The sequence below is a fragment of the Streptomyces sp. NPDC048603 genome, from assembly GCF_043199475.1.
GTDB lineage: Bacteria > Actinomycetota > Actinomycetes > Streptomycetales > Streptomycetaceae > Streptomyces.
On the sequence record NZ_JBICVY010000005.1, the window covers coordinates 469,858 to 486,792 of the forward strand.

Consider the following 16,935-nt stretch of genomic DNA (forward strand, 5'->3'; position numbering starts at 1 on the left):
GGTCATGGTGATGCTCATGCAGTACCGCTTGCGGGTGTCATGGCTGTCGGCAGGGGCCCTCGGCCACCGTCGCAATGACGTGGTGGCGTTCGAGGGCGGCGGGATATGCGTTGCCGGTGTACACCGGGGTCAGGGTCAGGTACATGCAGAACGCACCTTCGGTGTCTTCCGTGGAGATCGTGTAGCCGGCGACGCCGTCTCCACGGACGCTCAGTCCGTGACCCGGACCTGTGCCGCTCTCCTCCACGGCGTTGCGGACCAGGTCCTCCTGGGGTGTGGTGCGGCTCGCGTAGTGGGGTTTGGCGTTCAGGGCGTCGGAGGCTTGGTGGACGGCCGTACGGAGTTCGCCTTCGCTCCAGTGCCAACTGCTGTAGAGCGAGTAGAGGACGCTGATCGCGGCGATCGGTGCGATGACCATGAGGGCGCGGCCCACAGGGTTGCGCGGGTTGTACATGTACTGGCGGGTCCGCGCGTGGCGTACGAATACGGGCTGCTCGTTCACCGGTCGTCCCTGATGCCGTCGGGATCGCTGATCTTCATGGGATGTCCCCTATCCGAGGGAGTCGGTCCGGCCAGAGGTCCTTGTGACGGTCAATGGGGTCGTCGCCGCGTGGTTGTCCAAGCCCTGCGGACGCGGTCGCCGATCTCTCCGATCGCGATGATCAGGAGGGCGCCGAGGGCACATCCGGACAGGGGAGCCGATTGGCCCAGGAGGAGGCCGCCCAGCCAGAGTGCGGCGGTCACCAGGCCCCACCAGGCGGCGGCTCCGGCCAGGATCCGCACGGGTCGTGTCGATGTCATGCACGGGCACCTTTCATCCGGAGAGCAACCGTGGATACGACGGCGCCGGGCACCACCGTCAGCAGCCAGAGCAGCGGATGCAGCCAGTAGGGCCCGCCCAGCCAGAGCAGCAGCCAGAGGATCAGGAACGAGTCGGCGATCAGGGCCAGGGCTGCCCACGCCGCCACCGTCAGGGTCTTCGACCGATCCCGGAACACCCACCCCGGTGGGCTCAGCAGGCACCAGCCGGCGAACACGCCCAGCGTGCCGATGACCAGTGTGACGAGGGCCAAGGCCATGGAGTAGAGCGGACCTTCGGTCGCCAGCGGAACGATGGCCTGCGCCATGTCGCTCGACCCGCCACCAGCGATATCCACGTGTCCCACCTGCGCGCTCAGCTCGTCACCGGCCGGCAGCGACGCCGCGTAGGTCTGCTCGTCCGGTTCGTCCGGCACTTCCGCGCGTACAGCGGCGAACGCGACGGCGGCCGAGCCGAGGGAGGCCAGTCCGCCGAGCCCGGCCAGGGTTCCCTTGACCGGGCGACGTCCTTCCCTTCGTACGTCTTGGCGAGTGGGGTGGGGTGCCTCAGGTCCGAACATGACCCTCCAGTCGCGGAGCCGGCTCCGCCGGGTCGTGCGCTTCGCCAGCCGGTTTCGTCGCCGCGAGGAGCCTGCCGCTCGGGACGCCGGCGTCGCCCTCGACGTGGAACAGGCGAGCCACTGGAACGTCCGTGCTGCTGTGGGCGACGATCGAGAAGGCGATGCAGATCGCGATCAGGGTGTACGCGGTCTCGCCCTGAGGGATGCCGGCCTGGAGGACGAGCAGGCCGTAGACCACCGACGCGAAGCCCTTGGGGCCGAACCACGCCGCGACCAGCTTCTCCCGCATCTCGAACTTCGTGCCGAGCAGCGACACCAGCAGGGACGCGGGCCGGATGAGCACGATGGCCAGCACCACGGCCGCGTAGCCGCCCCACGACAGGTCACCGAAGAGCGCCGGCGTGAGCAGTGCGCCGAAGACCAGCAGCGCGGCGAACTTGGCGAGTTCCGCCACAGCCTCGCCAAGAGGCTCGAAGACCTCCTTGGCTTCCGGCGAGACACTGGCCATGACCGCGCCCGCGGAGAAGGCCGCCAGGTAGGGGTTGGCGTGGGTGAGGTGGCACAGCCCGTAGAGGATGATGCCGGTGGCCAGCGGCAGCAGCGGCTGGAGCCGCGGCTCGGCGCCCAGGTTCCGTACCCGGACCAGGCCCGCCAGCAGCAGCGGCAGTACGACGCCGAAGCCGAGGCCCAGCAGCAGCTCCAGCCCGATCTTTCCGAGCGAGGCCTCCGCGTGCGCCGTGGTGGGGCCGGCTGCGGCGATCAGGACGAGCACGACGGGCAGGGCGAGCCCGTCGTTGATCCCGCTCTCGACGTTCAGCAGTTGCCGGAGCTTCGCCGGCACCTCCTTGCGTCCCACGATGGCGGAGGCGAACACCGGGTCCGTCGGCGCGAGCACGGCTCCCACCAGGAACGACGTCGTCCAGTCGAGCCCCACCAGGTAGTGGGTGACCAGCGCCATGCCCACGAGGGCGAGCGGCATGCCCAGACCCAGCGCCCGCGCGGGGTTCCTCCAGTTCCGGCGCAGCGCCGGGAACGAGACGTGCATGCCGTCGGTGAACAGCACGGCGAACAGGGCGAGGTCCGCGGTGACCGCGACGATCTCGCTGTCCGGCGTGATGTGGATCAGGCCCAGGAAGCCGTCACTGACGAGCGCCCCGCCCAGGAGGAAGAGGAGTGAGGTGGACAGGACGGTCCGGGCGGCGAGCCCGGACAGCAGGACCGCGATGAGCAGTACGACCCCGAAGACAGCGACGAGCACCATGGAAAACGAGCCCCCGATCGGCGAGTGAGAGGTGTCCCCTTGACCGCCGACCAGGCTTCCCGGCACACCGAAATGGATTTTACGTATCCCTTACGCGGCCCTGACGGGTTCCTGACGGCAGCGCTCGCCCTCCTTCATTGCCGGTCGTCGGCATGAACGCGCCATGTAGGTTCCGGGTAAGGTGAGCGCCTCATTCCGGAACGGCGCCTATGAACGGAAGCCCCATGATCCACGCGACTGCGCTGGGCATCACGACGATTCTGCTGCTCCTGCCCGCGGTGGCGTTGATGTCCGGCTGGGCCCCCTCGCGCCTCCGCGATCGCACCCGGCAGGCGCGGACACTCGGATGGGCGGCGCTGTGGCTCTACCTGGCAGCGCCGCTGAATGCCGTTCCCCGGCTGGTAGGGGCGCCGCCGGCGTTCGTCATGGCCTGTACGGCAGCGGGGGTGCTCTGTGCGCTAGGCGCGGCGGCCTGCTTCCTCCGTGCGAGCACCATGGGGAGCACGCGCTGATGCGGTTTCGTAGCTGCCGTGCCGCCCTCTACCGCTGGGTGAGGGACGAAAGACGTCTCGGTCGCGTGCTCGCGGCCCTCGGCCTTCCGGTCGCCTGCCTGGGGGCGGCAATGTACGTCCTTCCCGGTCCCGGCTTTCCCGTCGTGGTCATTGGCCTGAGCTTCCTCGTGACAGGAGTTGCCATGGCGTTGGCCGGGAATGACGGAGGGCAATAGGGATCCGGCCGGTCCGCGCGGCATTCGGGGGTGGGAGATGTGAGCTCTTCCGACGAGTACTTCCGCGAGCTCAGGCGCAAGGAGGAATGGGAGCGCAACCAGCAGGCCGCGGAGAACCTCACCGGTCCCCGGTCTCCGTACGCGGCCTCGCGCGGCTCATCACGCACGCCCAGGTCGTCCGGGTCCTCGGGGTGCGGATGCGCAGGATGGGGCTGCCTGGTGCTCGTGGCCGTGGCCGCGCTCGGCGGGTGGCTCTTCTACAGAGAGTTCCGCCAGCGGGACGACGTCCGCACGGTGACAGCGATCCTGTGCGGCAAGGAGGAGGACGGCCGGGACCGGCTCATCCGCACCAGCGAGGGCGACTTCCGCCTCGGGGACGTCCCCGACAGCACGGCCGCGGAGCAGTACGACGCACTGCGCACAGGTGGGGTCTACGACATCTCCTACCAGGGAATGGAGATGCCGCTGCTGCCGCGACCCGTTACCCGTGGCGTCACACCCGTGGCCGACGGAGCTCAAGGCCGCAATCTGGGATCCTGTCCCGCTGACAGCTGACCGGTTCCGTGGTCTTTCCCGATCACGAGAACCAGGCGTGGGTGGACAGTTCGGGGATGAGGCCGTGTGTCGCCCGGGCGATCAGGACCGCCGACGACACGAGCCCGACATGGCTGAGGCCCTGGGGGAAGTTGCCGAGGAACGCCCCGTCGCCCGGAGCGACTTGTTCCGGCAGTAGGCCGAGCTCGTTCGAGTACGCGCACAGCCGGTCGAACAATTCCACTGCTTCCCCCACCCGGCGCTGTCCGACGAGGTTGTCCACCAGCCAGAACGAGCAGAGCAGGAAGGCGCCTTCCGGGCCGCCCACCCCGTCCGGGGACTCCTCGGGCAGATAGCGGTAGAGGAGCCCGCCACCCGCGTCCAGCTGTTCGGCGACCGCCCGGCACGTCGCGACCATCTTCGGATGGTCCGCGGGCAGGACCCGTCGCAGCGGCAGTGCGAGGAGCGAGGCGTCCAGTCCCCCGTCCGGGGCGAGGTGTTCGGTCAGGGCACGTCGTATCGGATCCCAGGCGTTGTCCAGGATGTGACGGGTGATGGCCTCGGCGTCGGCCTCCCACCCCTCCGCGTCACCGGGCAGGCCCAGACGCCGGGACAGCCTTGCCGCGCGGTCCAGGGCGACCTGGCACATCGCCGCTGAATAGGTGAAGGGCCGGGGCGATGACCGGACTTCCCAGATTCCGTGGTCGGGCCTCGCCCATGCGGTGCGAGCGGCCTCCGCGAGGGCGGTGAGCCGTTTCCAGAGGCCGGGAGCGAAGGTCCCGCCCGTAGCCGCCCACTGGAAGGCGCAGTCCAGCACCTCACCGTAGACGTCGTGCTGCGTCTGGCGGGCAGCGTCGTTGCCCCAGCGCACGGGCCTCGACCCGCGGTAGCCGGACAGTTCCGGATCGACTACTTCCAGGGGTGCGGGGCGCCCGTCGATGTCGTAGACGACCCGAGGGCCCCCGGACGCGTCCACCGCGTCCAGTACCCACGTCAGGAAGCCGCCGGCCTCCATGGGCAGACCGATCCGCCGCAGCGCGAAGACCGTATAGGCGGCGTCCCGGATCCAGGAGTACCGGTAGTCCCAGTTGCGGTCGCCCCCGATGCGTTCGGGCAACGAGGATGTCGCCGAGGCCACGATGGCTCCGTTGGCGAAGTGGTCCAGGAGCTTGAGGGTGATGGCGGAACGGTGGACGAGCCGGCGCTGGGGCACGTCTTGGACGAGTCGGCCGGACCAAGCCCGCCACCGTCGTACGGTCTCGGCGAGTGGGTCGTCGTCCACCTCCGCCGGTGAACCGGCGCTAGGGCCCCACTGGAGGGCGATCCACAGGCGTTCCCCTTCCCGTAGGGGAACGCCGGGCCCTCGTGGCAGCGGGCGGGAGCTCCGGAGGACCACCTTCACGCCTTGACGCGGGCACCACATCCGCAGCTCCTCGGCGGAGCCCTCGACGAGTGACCCTCCCCGCGGTGCGAAGTGAAGGGACACCGCCGGCCGGCCGTGCAGCACTCGTACCAGACGGATCAAGGTTCCGGTGCCGGCGGCGGCGTCCTCTTCCAGGACCGCTCCGGGCCTCAGACGCATACCGTCCGTGACCTCGACGGCACCGTGGGGCGACCGGATCTCCGTGACCAGCACGCCGGTGCCTGCCAGGTAGCGCTGCCGGCTGTGGGTGGCTCCGGCGACCGCCAGCCGGAACTCTCCACCCCGGTCCGGGGCCAGCAGGGGGCACACCAGCGGCGGCGAGTCGAACCGCGGCACGCACAGGAAGGCTATCGAACCGTCCCGGGCGACCAGGGCACACGTCGTCCCGTCGCCGATGAGCCCGTGGTCCTCGATCGGCGACTGCCGGTCCTCGGAGGAGAGCGATCGCCAGCCGGTCATCGGTAGTGACCCCTCCCCGGGGACACGCGGCCCATCGGCGCCGCCACCGGAATGCCGATAGGGGCGGGAGCACCGAGCTGGGTGTCCATGGCTCCTCCCGAGGCAGGCGGCGGCCGGTCCGCTGTCACCCCCTTACCCAAGCGCCTACCCAGGACCCGACGGCGTAGACCGGCGGGCGTCGGCCCGCCCGCCGCCCGGGAACATGGCCGCCGATCACAGGACCGCGCGCAGGAAGGACCTCGTGCGCTCGTGATCCGGTGCCTCGAAGACCCGATCGGGCGGGCCGGACTCCAGGACGCGGCCGTGGTCGAACATCAGGACCCGGTCCGAGACCTCGCGGGCGAAGCCCATCTCGTGAGTGACGCACAGCAGGGTGATGTCCGTCGTCCGGGCGATGTCGCGCAGCACGTCCAGCACGCCCGCCGCGAGCTCCGGATCGAGAGCCGAGGTGACCTCGTCGAGCAGGAGGACCTCGGGACGCATCGCGAGGGCCCGGGCGATCGCCACCCGCTGCTGTTCGCCGCCGGAGAGCCGGGTCGGATGGGCCTCCCGGCGGGCCGCCAGACCGACGAGGTCGAGCAGCTTCCTCGCATGGTCCTCCGCCTCGTCCCGGTCCAGGCCGAGCACGTGCACCGGGGCCTCGACGACGTTCTCCAGCACGTTCATGTGCGGGAAGAGGTTGAACTGCTGGAACACCATGCCGACGCGCCGCCGGGCGATGCGCAGGTAGCGCTCGTCGGCCGGCACGAGCCGTCCCGCAGGCCCCTGGGACATGTGGGAGTACGGGCGCCCGGCCAGGTGGATGGTGCCCTCCGTGACCCTCTCCAGGGTCATCAGCAGCCGCAGGATGGTGGTCTTCCCCGAACCGCTGGGCCCGATCAGCGTCACCCGCTCGCCGGGCGCGACGCTCAGGTCGAGGCCGTCCAGGACCGTGCGCGCGCCGAACCGCTTCACCACCCCCTCGAAGCGGATCATCTCCGAACCGTGCGTCTTCGCGTCAGTGGGCAAGTCGCTTCTCCAGACGTCGCATGAGCAGGGAAGTGGGGCAGCTCGCCAGCAGGAAGATCACCGCCGCCGTGGTGTAAGCCTCCAGGTAGGCGAAGTGGGTGCTGCCGTACTCGTTCGCCCGGTGGACCATCTCCGGTACGGCGATCACCGCCAGGTAGGGCGTTTCCTTGAACATCGAGATGACGTAGTTGCCGAGGGACGGCAGCACGTTGCGGATCGCCTGCGGCAGTACCACCGCCCGCCACACGCGCCGGCGCGGCAGCGACAACGCGACGCAGGCATCCCACTGCCCCAGGGGAACGGCGTCGATGCCGGCCCGGTAGACCTGTGCCGTGTACGTCGCGTAGTGGACGCCCAGCACAACGGTCCCGAGGGTGAGGGCGTCGACGCCGGGGACGAGCACCCAGGCGGCGAACAACTGGACCAGCAGCGGGGTGGAGCGGATGAACTCGGCCAGGCCCGCGACCGGCAGGGCGATCCATCGGGTCGGTGCACGCAGGAGTATGGCGACCACCAGGCCGAGGAACAGGGCGAGCACCGAGCCCAGCGCGGTGGCCGCCAGTGTGAGCCCGAAGCCCTGGAGCACCGCGGGCAGGCCCTCCCACGCAGTCTCCCAGGACCACATCACGCCTCGCCCCCGTTCGTACTCCGGCCGAGCCGGTTCGCCGCAACCGATTCCAGGGCCTTCATTCCGGAGGAGAGGAGGGCCGCGAGCGCGAAGTACATCAGCAGCAGGGTCAGATACGCGGTGGAGGTGTCCCCGGTCGCGGACCGGAGCTGGTCCAGTTGGAAGGTCAGGTCGGAGATGGTGATCAGCGAGAGCAGAGGCGTGGCCTTCAGCAGCTGGATGAGGAGGTTTCCAAAGGGCGGGATCATCAGCACCACGGCCTGGGGCAGCACGATCCGCCGCATGCGCAGCCAGGGACCCATCCCGAGAGCGATCGCTGCCTCCCGCTGTGAGTGGGGAACGGCGCCGACCGCCCCGCGGACGACCTCCGCGCCGTACGCGCCGTGGTTAAGGCCCAGGGCCAGCACCCCGCAGGCCAGCGGTTCCAGACGGAAGCCGAGCACGGGCAGCGCGAAGAAGAGCCAGAAGAGCTGGACGTACAGGGAGGTACCGCGGAGGAACTCGACCGCCAGACGGGCCGGAGCACGTACCGACCGCCTCGGCGAACACGATGGAAGGCCGAGCGCGAGCGCCACCACCAGGGCCGCGGCGGCACCCAGCACGGTGGCCAGGACGGTGATCCACAACCCTTCGCCCACCTGCGGCGCGGCCCGGACGAACTCCTCGAAGAAGTCGTTCATACCTGCCCCGTCCGTCACGCCCGGCAGAGGTCGGAGGTCCGCAGCGAAGGCGGAGGCACCTCGCGCTCGGTGAATCCGTAGGCGCCGATCAGGCGTACGTACCGGGCCGGATCCCCTGTGATGCCGGCCAGTTCCCGGTTGAAGGCGTCCCTGAGCTGCCCGGCACCCGGGCGGAAGACGGCCCCGCCCGGGCTGTACTGAGGCTTACCGTCCAGCTCGGGCACGAAGGGTTCCAGTACCTCTACCTCCGCCCCCTGGTTGACCTTGGCGAGCCAGCGCAGCGAGATTCCGGTCAGGGCGAAGGCGTCGATCCGCCCAGCGACCAGGGCGTCGAGACCGTCCTGCTGCTTGGCGAGCGCCTTCACTGCCGATGGAGCGACGCCCGCGGCCTTCGCGTACGCGGCTTCCACCGCAGCGGTGAGAACCCCGACCGTCACGCCCCGGTCGGCGCAGGACTTCAGATCGGACAGCCCGCGCGGGTTGCCCTTGCGGACCATCAGCGCGGTGGGGGAGACGAACTCAGGCTCCGAGAAGATCACCTTGGCGCACCGCTCGGGGGTGATGGCCATGCCGGCGCTCACCACGTCGAACCGGTCGGCGAGGAGTCCGGGGATCAGGGCACCGAAGTCGGTCAGCGTCGGGCGCAGTTCGGGTACGCCCAGCGCGGTGAAGATCTCCCGGTGCAGGGTCGGCGCCTCTCCGGCCAGGGCGCCGCCGTCCTGGAAGCCGAAGGGCGCCTCCCCGGCGAAGCCGACGCGGACGAACCCCCGCTCGCGCAGCCTGTCCAGCAGCGCGGGGTCCCCCGTCGGGGCTCCGCTGCCCGGTTCTGTCCTGCTGCACGCGGTGGTCAGGGGCGGGATCAGTACGGCTCCGGCGAGCAGGGCCGTACGGGAGAGGAAGCTCCTGCGACTGGGGTGGGCGGGCCGGGGCATCCGGCTTTCCTTTCTCCGGGGTGAGGCGCGCGCGGGTCCGGGCCGCGGTGGAGGAACCGCCGGCCCGGACCTCTGTGCGCCCGCGGACGTGACGGGGATCAGCCGACGGGCGTGAAGTCCCGTGACGCGATGTAGGAGGGGCGTCGTACGGGGGCCGCGAAGGGGGCGACGGGGCGGTTCTCCACGCTGTTGAACACCAGGAAGACGTTGCTGCGCGGGTACGGGGTGATGTTGTCGCCAGAGCCGTGCATCGCGTTGCAGTCGAACCAGGTGGCGGAGCCGGCCTCGCCCGTGAAGAGCCGGATGCCGCACGCGGAGGCGAACTTGGAGAGTGCCTCGTCCGAGGGCGTACCGGCCACCTGCATCTGGAGCGACCTCTTGTAGTTGTCCTCGGGGGTCTCACCGGCGCAGCCCAGGAAGGTCCGGTGCGATCCCGGCATGATCATGAGTCCGCCGTTGGTCGAGTAGTTCGGCGTCAGCGCGATGGACACCGAAACGGTGCGCATGTGCGGCAGCCCGTCCTCGGCGTGCCAGGTCTCGAAGTCGGAGTGCCAGTAGAAGCCGGTCGCACCGAAGCCGGGCTTGAGGTTGATGCGGGACTGGTGCACGTACACGTCGGACCCGAGGATCTGGCGGGCCCGGTCGGCGATTCGCGGGTCGGCGGCCAGCTCGGCGAAGACCTCACTGATCCGGTGGACTTCGAACACCGACCGGACGGAGCCGGACTTGCGCTCCACGATGGACCGGTCGTCTGCACGCACGGCGGGGTCGGCGAGCAGACGGTCCATCTCGGTCCGGTACGTCTCCACCTGGGCGGGGGTGATGAGCTGTTCGACGGGCAGGAAGCCGTCGCGGTCGAACTGCTCCAGTTCCCGGGCCCAGAACGGGCCCTGAGTTCCGGGCTCGGACCAGACGACGGGGTCCTTGCGCCCGATGAAGGCCTCCTCGGCTCGCCTGGTGGGGTAGAGGTCGGTGACGGTGCGGTCGGCAGCAATACTCATGGTGGTGCTGTCCTCGTTCCTTTCGGCTTCGGCCGGTTCGCTGGCGGTCAGGTCGGACGCTTCAGCCACGTCAGATGGGGTCCGGTTCGGTGAGCAGCGGGTACACCCCGTCCTCGTCGTGGTCCTCCCGCCCGGTGACGGGCGGGTTGAAGACGCACAGGCAGCGGAATTCCCGTTTCACGCGCAGGGTGTGGCGCTCGTGGCCGTCGAGCAGGTACATGGTTCCGGGGACGATCTGGTGGGTCTCGCCGGTCTCCTCGTCGGTGAGTTCGGCCTCGCCCTCCAGGCAGACCACGGCCTCGACGTGGTTCGCGTACCACATGGAGGTCTCGGTGCCGGCGTAGAGCACGGTCTCGTGGAGGGAGAAGCCGACCCGTTCACTGGCCAGGACGATCCGTTTGCTCTCCCAGGTCCCGGAGGCGGACTTCACATGGCGGTCGGTTCCCTCGAGGTCCCGGAACGATCGGACGATCACGGTGGCGTTGCCTTTCGTTGCTCGGTGCGGGGCTGGTGGGTGGTGCTCAGGTGGTCTCGCGCACGGCCCGGGCGAGGATCTCCAGGCCCTCGTCGAGTTCGGTGTCCGACACGGTGAGGGGCGGGAGCAGCTTGACCACTTCGTCCTGGGGTCCTGAGGTCTCGACGAGCAGGCCGTACTCGAACGCCTTGCGGCACACGGCCGCCGCGCGTTCCTTGTGGGTGAACTCCAGTCCCCAGACCAGGCCGCGCCCCCGGTAGGTGGCGCCGAGCCGTCCGTGTTCGGCGCACAGCTCGCGCAAGGCCCGCTCGATCCGCCCGCCGTTGACGAGGGTGCGCTCGCGCAGGGCTCCGTCACGCCAGTAGGTCTCCAGGGCTGTCGTCGCGGTCACGAAGGCGGGGTTGTGGCCGCGGAAGGTGCCGTTGTGCTCGCCGGGCTCCCAGAGGTCGAGCTCGGGCTTGAACAGGCACAGGGCCATGGGCAGCCCGTAACCGCTGATGGACTTGGACACCGTGACGATGTCGGGGGTGATCCCCGCCTCCTCGAAGGAGAAGAACTCACCGGTCCGGCCGCAGCCCATCTGCACGTCGTCGACGATCAGCAGCATGTCGCGCCGCCGGCACAGGTCGGCGAGGCCGCGCAGCCACTCGGCCCGCGCCACATTGACCCCGCCCTCGCCCTGTACGGTCTCCACGATCACGGCTGCGGGGTGGTTGAGACCGGACCCCTGGTCCTCCAGCAGCCGTTCGAACCAGAGGAAGTCCGGGACCCGTCCGTTCAGGTAGTTGTCGAACGGCATGGGTGTGGTGTGGACCAGGGGGATGCCGGCCCCGGCACGCTTGAAGGCGTTGCCGGTCACCGCGAGCGATCCCAGGGACATGCCGTGGAATGCGTTGGTGAAGGACACGACGGCCTCGCGCCCCTTGGCCTTGCGGGCCAGCTTCAGGGCTGCCTCGACGGCGTTCGTGCCCGTCGGGCCGGGGAACATCACCTTGTACGGGAGCCCCCGGGGTTCGAGGATCGCGGAGTGGAAGGTCTCCAGGAAGGCGCGCTTCGCCGTGGTCGACATGTCCAGGGCGTGCGTGATGCCGTTGCGTTCGATGTAGTCGAGGAGGGCGCGCTTGAGGACGGGGTTGTTGTGGCCGTAGTTCAGCGAGCCCGCCCCGGCGAAGAAGTCGAGGTAGGAGCGGCCCTGTTCGTCGTGGAGCCGGCTCCCTTCCGCGCGATCGAAGACGACCGGCCAGGCACGGCAGTAGCTGCGCACCTCCGACTCCACGGTCTCGAAGACGGTCCGGCTCGGTACTGTCGTGGTCAAGGTCTTTCTCCAGTGGGTTTCGGCTTCCGGCCGCCCAGTGAGCGCGGGCGGCGGTCAGTGCCTGCGACGGGCGGTTGCGTTCAGAAGGACAGGGGTGCGATGCGGTGCAGCACCTCGGGCTCATGCCCGGAGCCGGGGAACTGCTCCGCCGGGAACAGGACCTCCCGCTTGACCTGGGCGCCGTGTCGCTCCGCGTACGAGGCGAACAGTCGCTCGGACGCCACGTTCCCGGGAGTGATGGTGGTCTCCAGGCAGTCGATGCCGCGCTGGGTGGCGACACGCAGTGAGAGGGCGTCGAGCAGTGCGCCGGCGACGCCCAGGCCACGCACCGATTCGGCGACGGAGATCTGCCAGATCAGCAGGGTGGCCGGGGCGTCGGGACGGACGTAGCCGGTCACGAAGCCCACGACGTGCCCGGTGCGGTCGCGGGCGACAGCGGAGGTGCCGGCGAAGTCACGGCACCAGAGCAGGTAGCTGTAGACGGAATTGACGTCCAGGGTCTTCGCCTCGCGCGCCAGCTGCCACAGAGCGGGGCCGTCTTCGGGGCCGGGGCTGTCGATGTGCAGGCTGGAAGGCGAGCGAGGGGGTGTGCGGGGGTGGGCCGGGTCTGCATGAGCAGTGGTCATGGGGGCCGAAGTTACCCAGCGGCGGACGAAATGACATGCCGTGCGGGGGTTCCGCCATGGGTGTTGACCGTGATAACTGCAGGTCTCTGTCCGGCGCTTGGAACAGGTCCGACGGTCGATCTGTAGGCGGATATGTCTGGATATTAGCCCCCCGAGTCGGGTTTCATAACGAGCGCGTAACGCATTTGCCCTGTGCCAAATTTGCGACGTGAAAGTTACCCCATTGTCGGCCGTCAGCATGTTTTGGCCGCTGCGGGCTGGACAGGAGCGCAGGTCGGACAGCCATTGCGGAGCCCGGACCGGGGTGCCCGGGGGTGAGGCAGGCGTGGGCGGTACAAAGAGATATGACCGAATACCTTGAGGCAGGCGAGGGAACGCCCCACGACGACGTGGATGACGTGACCCGGGCCGTACTGACCGCTTCCCGCCTGCTCGTGGCGATCTCGGCGCGCTCGCTGGCCGCAGCGGAGGAGAAGGTCACACTGGCTCAGTTCAGGATGCTCGTGGTCCTGGCCGCTCGAGGATCGGCGAACTTGGTCGTCCTGGCGGAGCTGCTGGGCGTCAACCCGTCGACCGCCATGCGCATGGTGGACCGGCTCATCGCGGCCGGACTCGCCGACCGTCGGCCCAACGCCGAGAACCGGCGGGAAACGGTTCTGACCGCGACGCCGCCCGGCCGGCGTCTGGTGGAGGAGGTGACGGCCCGGCGCCGTGCCGAAGTGGCCGCCATCGTCGCGCGCCTCGACCCCGCCGAACGTGCCGGCCTGATCGGCGCTCTCGACGCGTTCAATGCCGCCGGGGGCGAGCCCCCGGTAACCGATCCCGCGGACTCCTCCTATCCGCTCGGCTGGTCCTAGTCGACGGCCAGGGGGTGACCGGACCCAGCGACGCGCGCGTGTCGATCACTGCTCCGATGGTTCGGGCGCACGATCAAAGCCGCTGCGACCGACCCGAGGAGTCATGCCGAGCCCTTCCCGGCACCGCAGGAGGAGCATCGCCGCGTCGTCGCGCAACGGGCCGCCGGCGTAGGCGACGACGTCCGCCTGGAGGGCGTCCAGCGCGCGTTGAGGATCCCCGTCCGCGAGGAGATCGGCGCGGTCCGCCAGGGGGTAGAACTCCCCGTCCGCGCCACGGGCTTCCGAAATTCCGTCGGTGTAGAGGAGTAGTTGACACCCTGGCCCGAAGGGCACGGAATACGGCTCCGGAGCATCGGAGGCATCCCATACCAGGCCGAGCGGTGGCGTGTGGCGGCGCGGCGCGGGGAACGAGACGCGGCCGTCGTCTTCCATGACCATGGCGGCAGGGTGTCCGTAGTTGAGGAAGGTGATTCCGTCCAGCTCCGTGATCTCGGCGAGCAGGGCCGTCACGAACTTCTCGCTCCCCGGGTCGACGCCGAGCTGGCGCTGGACGGCGCGGTCGACCCGGGCGCCCACATCGGTCAACTCCCGTTCGTCGTAGGCTGCTTCCCGGAAGGCGCCGAGCACCGCAGCGGCGGTCTCGACGGCGTCCAGCCCCTTCCCCTGGACGTCGCCAATGATCACCCTGACTCCGCCGGGGACGGCCACGACCTCGTACAGGTCCCCGCCGATCCGTGCATCGGCTTCCGCCGAGGTGTACGAGACGGCCGCACGCAGATGGCCGGCCTGGCGAGGAACGGGGCGGAGCAGGACCCTCTGGGCGACCTCCGCGATGGAACGGGCACTGGCCAGTTCCCTGTCCTGTCGCTCGCGGGAGACCGCAGCGGCGATCCCGGCGGCCGTGACACCGGCGACCGCCAGCAGCGCCGTGTAGCCGCGCCGCGTCCCGAACAGGCCGTCGTAGACGCCCAGCGCACAGCACAGGGCGAGCGCCAGCCCGCCGATCGCCGCGGTCCGGCGCCATCCGCCCGCCAGGCCGGCGAAGGCGCGCCCCAGCGACACCAGAGGTAGGAGACCCACGCCAGGGCCCGCGGCAACGTCGGCCGCGGCCACGACGCCCATCACGACGTACGGCAGGGCGATCAGAGCCGGACGGGTCGACATCGACGCCGACCGGGTGCGGGTGAACACCATGTCGTACTCCTGTTTCCGTCCCACGTTCCATCGGACGATCTCTGTCCGTCTCCATGGCTGGTTTAGACTATGCAAAGATTCATGCATCGAAAGACCAGGCGGCGCGATCGTTACCTACCCCGGCAGGACGGACGCTGCGCGCAGAATCCGGAGGATCGTGGTGAATCAAGGTTCTCCTCCCGGACCCGGGCCCCCAATCCCTTTCGTACGACTGGGCGAGGTCCCGCCCCGCAGCTGGCCTTGAAGGGACATAGCCACTCGACGCCGCACCCCCTCTGGCGGTGGTTGCGTGGCTTGGCTCCGGGTATGCGGACTACATCAGGCCATCGCGCGTCACTAGGCGGCCCGGGTGCCGGAGACAGCCCGGATTCCGACGTCGAGCCGGACAGGGGGCAGTCATGAAGGAACCCAGGCTCTCCCGTCAGGAGCAGAGAATCCTCGACGGCATTGAGCAAGGGCTGCGCGGGGATGAGCACCTTGACCGCGAACTACGCACGATGCGCATGCGTCGAAGATGGCTGCCAGGGGCCGACGGACCCAAGGCGGGCAGGCTGTACTTGGCGACCTTCGCGCTCCTGGTCGTCTGCCTCGTGCTCTTCGTGGCAGCCGGGGCGACCGGCTCCCGCCTCCTGCTCTGGACGTTCTCAGGAGTCTGGGTGGCCACGGCGCCTTGCCTGCTGGTGCTGATCGGGCGCCGGTGCCGGCGTCTGATCGGTACGCGGACGGGCGGCGCGACCGGGCATGCGAAATGAGTTCGACGCGGCCGAAGACGCGCCCCTACCCCGATCGGAGTGCCGATACGGCATAGGCGACGAGGGCGGCGGCGAGCAGGGCCCACACGAGCCCTTCGGCGCCGGCGTGCAGCCAGCCCATAGACCCCAGGAGGACAGCGGCCACGGCGCCCGCGCTCACTGCACGGCCGTCCCGGAGGAACGCCCACTGGGCGGTGGCCGTGCCCGGGTGCCTGAGTTCTGTGACGGCAGTCCTGATGATCCAGGCTGCGATGATCACGGCCGCAGTGAGCAAGGCCGGGCCCATGGGTGCTCCGATCAGCGTTCCGCGACGGTTTGCCGCTGCTGGTAGATGTCTGGGATGCCGTCGGCGTCGGCGTCCACGGTCTCCTCCTCGTACAGCCGCTTGTACAGCTTGTTGCGGCGGCGCAGGAGGAGGGCGGCGAGGGCCGCGGCGGTGACGGAGCCGATGAGGACGGCGGCCTTGATCTGTTCGGTGATCGCGTGTCCGGGGAAGGCGAGCTCGCCGACGAGGAGGGCGACGGTGAAGCCGATGCCGGCGAGGACGGCGAGGCCGAAGACGTCGGCCCAGGCGAGGTCGGGGTTGAGGCGGGCGCGGGTGTAGCGGGCGGCCAGGTAGGTGCCTCCGAAGACGCCGAGGATCTTGCCGGCGACCAGGCCCACCACGACACCGAGCGGTTCGGGCCGGGTGAACACGTCCGCGATCGCGGAGCCGGAGACGGCGACCCCGGCAGCGAAGAGCGCGAAGAGGGGGACCGCCACACCCGCCGAGAGCGGGTGGACCAGGTGGGAAACGCGCGCCCCGGGCGAGACTTCCTCGCCCTTGTCGAGGGTGGTGCGCAGGATCAGGCCCATGGCGACGCCGGCGACGGTGGCGTGGATGCCACTGTTGTACATCAGCGCCCAGATCGCGATGCCGAGGGGGACGTACCACCACCAGCCGCGTACGCGGAATCGCTGGAGGGCGTAGAAGAGGGCGAGGCCGGCGAAGGCGCCGCCGAGGGCCCAGAAGTTCAGGTCGCTGGTGAAGAAGATCGCGATGATGAGGATGGCGCCGAGGTCGTCGACTACGGCGAGGGTGAGGAGGAAGGCGCGGAGCGCTGAGGGCAGGTGGGTGGAGATGACGGCCAGCACGGCGAGGGCGAAGGCGATGTCGGTGGCCATGGGCACGGCCCAGCCGTCGAGGCTGCCGCCGCCGAGACCGGCGGTCAGTGCGTACAGGGCGGCCGGGACGGCCATGCCGCACAGTGCGGCCACGACGGGCAGGGCGGCCGTGGCCGGGGTGCGCAGTTCGCCGACGACGAGTTCGCGCTTGAGTTCGATGCCCGCGACGAGGAAGAAGATGGCGAGGAGGCCGTCGGCGGTCCAGTGCCCGACGGACAGGTCGAGGCCGAGGGCGGGTATGCCGAAGTGGAAGTCGCGTATCTGCTGATAGGTGTCGCCGAGCGGGCTGTTGGCCCAGATCAGGGCGATCACCGCGGCGCCGAGGAGCACCAGGCCGCCGATGGTCTCGGTCCGCAGGGCTGCGGCGATGGCGCGACGCTCGGGCCAGGGGAGCAGGCCGAGGAAGGTGGATCGCTGTGGGGGCGGGGCGGCGGTCATGAGAGGGGTACCTCCGGGGCGTCGGCTGACAGCGGGCACACGGCCCCTAGGACGCCGACCAGACTTCCCGGCACACCCCGCG

The 16,935-nt window shown here is 69.8% G+C and carries 20 protein-coding genes; 4 read left to right on the forward strand and 16 right to left on the reverse strand.

Features of this window, described 5'->3' with window-relative positions; translation table 11 throughout:
• Nucleotides 1-37 precede the first annotated feature (37 nt).
• From ACGFQ9_RS14895 to ACGFQ9_RS14910, 4 genes are all read right to left on the reverse strand, one after another.
• A complete protein-coding gene (locus ACGFQ9_RS14895; protein ID WP_393574166.1) occupies nucleotides 38-502 on the reverse strand; it encodes a hypothetical protein in 465 nt (154 codons plus the stop codon).
• Between the two features lie 89 nt (nucleotides 503-591).
• Nucleotides 592-801 carry a hypothetical protein gene (locus ACGFQ9_RS14900; protein ID WP_393574167.1) on the reverse strand — a complete coding sequence of 70 codons (210 nt, stop codon included), beginning with the start codon at nucleotides 799-801 and terminating at the stop codon, nucleotides 592-594.
• Nucleotides 798-1,379 (reverse strand): hypothetical protein, encoded by a 582-nt coding sequence (locus ACGFQ9_RS14905; protein ID WP_393574168.1) that lies wholly within the window; start codon nucleotides 1,377-1,379, stop codon nucleotides 798-800. Before ACGFQ9_RS14905 ends, ACGFQ9_RS14900 begins: the two co-directional genes overlap by 4 nt.
• On the reverse strand, nucleotides 1,366-2,640 hold the full coding sequence (locus ACGFQ9_RS14910; RefSeq protein ID WP_393574169.1) for a cation:proton antiporter: 1,275 nt from the start codon (nucleotides 2,638-2,640) through the stop codon (nucleotides 1,366-1,368). The genes ACGFQ9_RS14905 and ACGFQ9_RS14910 overlap by 14 nt, the downstream gene beginning before the upstream one ends.
• A gap of 224 nt (nucleotides 2,641-2,864) precedes the next feature.
• Here ACGFQ9_RS14910 and ACGFQ9_RS14915 point away from each other — a divergent pair, with 224 nt between their 5' ends.
• Together ACGFQ9_RS14915 and ACGFQ9_RS14920 are read left to right on the forward strand one after the other, a co-directional pair.
• The gene (locus ACGFQ9_RS14915) at nucleotides 2,865-3,152 is read left to right on the forward strand and encodes a hypothetical protein (RefSeq protein ID WP_393574170.1); all 288 of its coding nucleotides are present in this window, start codon (nucleotides 2,865-2,867) and stop codon (nucleotides 3,150-3,152) included.
• 254 nt (nucleotides 3,153-3,406) lie between these two features.
• Nucleotides 3,407-3,922 (forward strand): hypothetical protein, encoded by a 516-nt coding sequence (locus ACGFQ9_RS14920; protein ID WP_393574171.1) that lies wholly within the window; start codon nucleotides 3,407-3,409, stop codon nucleotides 3,920-3,922.
• A gap of 22 nt (nucleotides 3,923-3,944) precedes the next feature.
• Here ACGFQ9_RS14920 and ACGFQ9_RS14925 read toward each other — a convergent pair whose 3' ends face one another.
• The 9 genes from ACGFQ9_RS14925 to ectA all read right to left on the reverse strand — a co-directional run bounded on the left by ACGFQ9_RS14925 (nucleotide 3,945) and on the right by ectA (nucleotide 12,448).
• Nucleotides 3,945-5,783, reverse strand: a complete 1,839-nt coding sequence (locus tag ACGFQ9_RS14925) for a glycoside hydrolase family 15 protein (RefSeq protein WP_393574172.1) — start codon at nucleotides 5,781-5,783, stop codon at nucleotides 3,945-3,947.
• Nucleotides 5,784-5,996: 213 nt separating this feature from the next.
• Complete coding sequence (gene ehuA, locus ACGFQ9_RS14930) at nucleotides 5,997-6,758, reverse strand: ectoine/hydroxyectoine ABC transporter ATP-binding protein EhuA (RefSeq protein WP_393574300.1); 762 nt, start codon at nucleotides 6,756-6,758, stop codon at nucleotides 5,997-5,999.
• 22 nt (nucleotides 6,759-6,780) lie between these two features.
• Entirely contained in the window at nucleotides 6,781-7,416 is a 636-nt protein-coding gene (gene ehuD / locus ACGFQ9_RS14935; protein WP_393574301.1) for an ectoine/hydroxyectoine ABC transporter permease subunit EhuD, read from the reverse strand.
• Nucleotides 7,416-8,099 carry an ectoine/hydroxyectoine ABC transporter permease subunit EhuC gene (gene ehuC, locus ACGFQ9_RS14940; RefSeq protein ID WP_393574173.1) on the reverse strand — a complete coding sequence of 228 codons (684 nt, stop codon included), beginning with the start codon at nucleotides 8,097-8,099 and terminating at the stop codon, nucleotides 7,416-7,418. The genes ehuD and ehuC overlap by 1 nt, the downstream gene beginning before the upstream one ends.
• Before the next feature lie 14 nt (nucleotides 8,100-8,113).
• Nucleotides 8,114-9,031, reverse strand: a complete 918-nt coding sequence (gene ehuB / locus ACGFQ9_RS14945; protein ID WP_393574174.1) for an ectoine/hydroxyectoine ABC transporter substrate-binding protein EhuB — start codon at nucleotides 9,029-9,031, stop codon at nucleotides 8,114-8,116.
• 98 nt (nucleotides 9,032-9,129) lie between these two features.
• The gene (gene thpD, locus ACGFQ9_RS14950; protein ID WP_393574302.1) at nucleotides 9,130-10,032 is read right to left on the reverse strand and encodes an ectoine hydroxylase; all 903 of its coding nucleotides are present in this window, start codon (nucleotides 10,030-10,032) and stop codon (nucleotides 9,130-9,132) included.
• A gap of 70 nt (nucleotides 10,033-10,102) precedes the next feature.
• Entirely contained in the window at nucleotides 10,103-10,507 is a 405-nt protein-coding gene (locus ACGFQ9_RS14955; protein ID WP_393574175.1) for an ectoine synthase, read from the reverse strand.
• A 46-nt stretch (nucleotides 10,508-10,553) separates the two neighbouring features.
• Complete coding sequence (gene ectB / locus ACGFQ9_RS14960; protein ID WP_393574176.1) at nucleotides 10,554-11,822, reverse strand: diaminobutyrate--2-oxoglutarate transaminase; 1,269 nt, start codon at nucleotides 11,820-11,822, stop codon at nucleotides 10,554-10,556.
• An 80-nt stretch (nucleotides 11,823-11,902) separates the two neighbouring features.
• A complete protein-coding gene (gene ectA / locus ACGFQ9_RS14965) occupies nucleotides 11,903-12,448 on the reverse strand; it encodes a diaminobutyrate acetyltransferase (protein ID WP_393574177.1) in 546 nt (181 codons plus the stop codon).
• Between the two features lie 344 nt (nucleotides 12,449-12,792).
• Here ectA and ACGFQ9_RS14970 point away from each other — a divergent pair, with 344 nt between their 5' ends.
• On the forward strand, nucleotides 12,793-13,305 hold the full coding sequence (locus ACGFQ9_RS14970; RefSeq protein WP_393574178.1) for a MarR family winged helix-turn-helix transcriptional regulator: 513 nt from the start codon (nucleotides 12,793-12,795) through the stop codon (nucleotides 13,303-13,305).
• Nucleotides 13,306-13,350: 45 nt separating this feature from the next.
• Here ACGFQ9_RS14970 and ACGFQ9_RS14975 read toward each other — a convergent pair whose 3' ends face one another.
• Nucleotides 13,351-14,499 carry a PP2C family protein-serine/threonine phosphatase gene (locus ACGFQ9_RS14975; protein WP_393574179.1) on the reverse strand — a complete coding sequence of 383 codons (1,149 nt, stop codon included), beginning with the start codon at nucleotides 14,497-14,499 and terminating at the stop codon, nucleotides 13,351-13,353.
• A 398-nt stretch (nucleotides 14,500-14,897) separates the two neighbouring features.
• Here ACGFQ9_RS14975 and ACGFQ9_RS14980 point away from each other — a divergent pair, with 398 nt between their 5' ends.
• Nucleotides 14,898-15,251: a DUF3040 domain-containing protein gene (locus ACGFQ9_RS14980; RefSeq protein ID WP_393574180.1), complete on the forward strand. Its 354-nt coding sequence runs from the start codon at nucleotides 14,898-14,900 to the stop codon at nucleotides 15,249-15,251.
• Between the two features lie 25 nt (nucleotides 15,252-15,276).
• Here the strand turns inward: ACGFQ9_RS14980 and ACGFQ9_RS14985 are convergent, their stop codons facing one another.
• Entirely contained in the window at nucleotides 15,277-15,510 is a 234-nt protein-coding gene (locus tag ACGFQ9_RS14985; protein WP_393574181.1) for a hypothetical protein, read from the reverse strand.
• 38 nt (nucleotides 15,511-15,548) lie between these two features.
• Nucleotides 15,549-16,853 (reverse strand): Na+/H+ antiporter NhaA, encoded by a 1,305-nt coding sequence (gene nhaA, locus ACGFQ9_RS14990; protein WP_393574182.1) that lies wholly within the window; start codon nucleotides 16,851-16,853, stop codon nucleotides 15,549-15,551.
• Nucleotides 16,854-16,935: the final 82 nt, after the last annotated feature.